At 35.8% G+C, this 2933-nt stretch carries 3 protein-coding genes; all 3 read right to left on the reverse strand.

What is annotated here, in order from left to right; all coding sequences use genetic code 11:
* Positions 1 to 129: 129 nt before the first annotated feature.
* Positions 130 to 750, reverse strand: coding sequence for a hypothetical protein (locus tag DWX00_RS19315; RefSeq protein ID WP_055268443.1), 621 nt, complete (start codon positions 748 to 750; stop codon positions 130 to 132).
* A gap of 127 nt (positions 751 to 877) precedes the next feature.
* Positions 878 to 2665 (reverse strand): helix-turn-helix domain-containing protein, encoded by a 1788-nt coding sequence (locus DWX00_RS19320; protein ID WP_118596024.1) that lies wholly within the window; start codon positions 2663 to 2665, stop codon positions 878 to 880.
* A gap of 88 nt (positions 2666 to 2753) precedes the next feature.
* A partial coding sequence (locus tag DWX00_RS19950) for a hypothetical protein (RefSeq protein ID WP_207664709.1) occupies positions 2754 to 2933 on the reverse strand: 180 nt, incomplete at its 5' end.

Genomic DNA, 2933 nt, shown 5'->3' on the forward strand with positions numbered 1-2933 from the left:
ACTTTTTATTTGCAGGCTGAAGTAACGAGAATGCGACGCGCAGTTTTCAAAAACGCTCCCCTAGTATCTATAACGCAAGGGGAGCGTCTATTTTCAATTAGTTCGCTTGTTCTGATAATCGAGTTTTGCTTAAGCTCTCTCCCAGCGGCCTCCCGGGGCTGAAGATATAACACAATAAGCAATATTCAAACTTGAGGTTCCAGCTTTAATATACGAACGACAGGACCGTCCACACTCTAAAGTCGAATATGTAATCATCTGCGTATTATTTGGAGTATAGTGATATGGGGTTCCTCCAGCAGGATTTGAAATTGTTTTTGTAATATCATCATACTGGAATCCCACCTCTGGTGAATATTTGGATGTCTGCATTAAACTACTTGCTTTCATAGAGGTTCCGTAGTTCAGTGTTGTTTCAAACCAATTAATTCGTACCTTTAATGCCTGACGGTCATTTGTCACGGATACTTTCATGGTTGCATAAATGCTGTACTGGCTAAGCTGCCCCGTATTGCTTACAATATCAGTGATTGCTACTCTTTGCTGATGCTCGTCTACAATCAACAAACCCGTTGAAATAATATCCTGCTCGCTGCCATTTTCATCCACTACCTGTGTGATTGACAAATAATCATCCGGCTTTGCATCAATGGCGCGGGTCTTCATCTGTTTTTCCTGATATTGTTCAATTGCAACCTTAATTACGTCACTTTCATTCGTGATGTGATTGTTTAAAACCTCTTCATACACTCTGTTTTTTAATTCTGCATTTGTTTCTGCTTTTACTTTGGATTACAATTTCGTTTCCAAATCCTTCTTCACCTACCCCACCATTTACAACAACATCTCTTCCTACAAATCCTGATGGTGGTTAAAGTTAATCAAATATTTTATTTGTCTTGACATAACTTTCCATTAACTTATAATTTGTTTGCATCTTATATAATCTTAAAAGATCTAAATCCTGTTTAAAATATTTCTTGCACTTTACATCTTTTTGTGCTTCTAAAATACAAGCCTCAACCATTAATGAAGTGTGCAATGATCCTCCTTTTCCGGCAAATAATGTCTGTTGAATTCTTTTTCGACAGACACCTATTGCTTTTTCAAAATATCCCAATTCTTCCAACGCCATCCCATAATTTCCCATACTCATACCCCAATCTAAGATGTGAAATACAGGTTTAATAAAACTTTTTTCATATTGTCCCACTAAAAATTGATATATTTCCAATGCTACTTTATAATTCTGTTCACCCCAATAAATCAATGCCATTTCTGTCAAAATACTAACTTCCTCTGTATTTAAAACATATTCTATTTTTTGTCCTTCTTCAACTTTAAGTGACATAGCAAGTAATTCTTTTAATTGTTTTATAAATTGTTCCGTATATTCTGCATTTTCCTTATATTTTACTTTTACCCTTTCTGTTTCAATATATTGGTAATTTTTCATCAAATTACAGTCTAATTTTTCTTCAATTTTTGAAAGTACCTTTTCTGCATTTCCATACTCTTTTCGATGAATAAACTTCGAAAATTCAATCTTCAACTCCAGCGTCTCATACTCTTCCACTTGAATCCCCGTCTCAATTCTATCCCCACTCCTTCCCATCTTCTCCATCATCTGACGTAGATTTCCGCTTCGTGGTTTCTGATTTCCGTTTTCGATTCTTGCCAATGTTTCCTGCGCACAAATGTCTTCACTCAGTCCTTCCTGTGTAAGTTTTGCCGCATTTCTTGTTCGACGTATCAATTCTGCATCAATCTCGAAATTCCGAACCACATGGTCAAACAGACGGTAATTTTTAAAAGAAACTTTATAATCACTTTCCAATTCCAGAAGGCTTGCACGTTCCTGTCGCAGCAACCCAATAAATTCTGCGTTACTATTTTCTTTTTCCAGAATCTGCGCATACTGCTCCAGAATTTCCGGCATATAAAGCAGTTTCCCTTCTTCTCTCAAGTTTTCTAACGCCGTTTCTGTTATCAATTTTAAATAAGTATCCGCTTTTCCATCTCGGGCTGTTTTTTCTATTAACAATGCAGCATATGGAATTACTTTTACTCGTTCTGTCCTCTCAAAGTTTTTCTGAAAGATCTCCTCTACTAACTCCTGAAGTTCTTTCTCTCCTCGTTCACGATCTGTACCAAAACAGACTTCCCATCGAAATAGCAGAAGTTTGTATTCCTCTGCACTTAAAATCCCTGTCTTTCTCTGTATTTCCGCTTCTGGCATTGTCTGTACAATTGCCTTTTCCAAATGTTCACATACTGTCTCTACTGATTTACCACGAAGCCATGCAATCTGCGCATATTCCTGCTCAATGAACTGCTGATGCAGCGGCTCCTTTGCTCTTTTATTCTTCTCATATTCAAGCAGACATTGTTTTGCTTCTTCCCATTTTTTTTGACAAATTTTCTGTTGTATCTCCTGACGCAATTCATAGATATTGTAAATGTCCCTTGGCAATATATAAGTGAGCCTCTCCACCGATTTTCCCAACCGTCCCATAATTCGATCAATCAGAAAAAAATCAATTTCCTGCTGATCTGCTTCAATTCTTGCATATTTTGACACAGAAGAAATACCCAGGCATAATTGTTTTTGTCGTATTCCTTCTTTCTCTCGTAATTTCCATAGTAATTGACCAATTCCTTGCATCTGTTTCCCTTTACTGATTCCTTTTTCTATGTTATTTTTTGTGACTTTTATTATAATTTTAAAATTGTATTTACACCAAGAGAAATTATCACCATATTTTAATTTGATTTTTATACAAATCCACGTTTTCTATTTTTATAGGTAAAAAAGTGTAATTTTTCCCTTTTTCATACGTATAATATGCTTTGAATTTATTTTCATATTTTTCTTTTAAAAATCGAGTAGGAGAAAATTCCTCTTGATGAGGAATTTTCGACCTCTCACACCA

Origin of the sequence: Blautia sp. AF17-9LB (assembly GCF_003479185.1) — a bacterium.
GTDB classification, from domain to species: Bacteria; Bacillota; Clostridia; order Lachnospirales; family Lachnospiraceae; genus Fusicatenibacter; species Fusicatenibacter saccharivorans.

What these genes read in the sequence shown, in the direction of transcription:
- DWX00_RS19320 (WP_118596024.1), bottom strand. Translation starts at nt 2,665, where the DNA reads ATGCAAGGAATTGGTCAATTACTATGGAAATTACGAGAGAAAGAAGGA.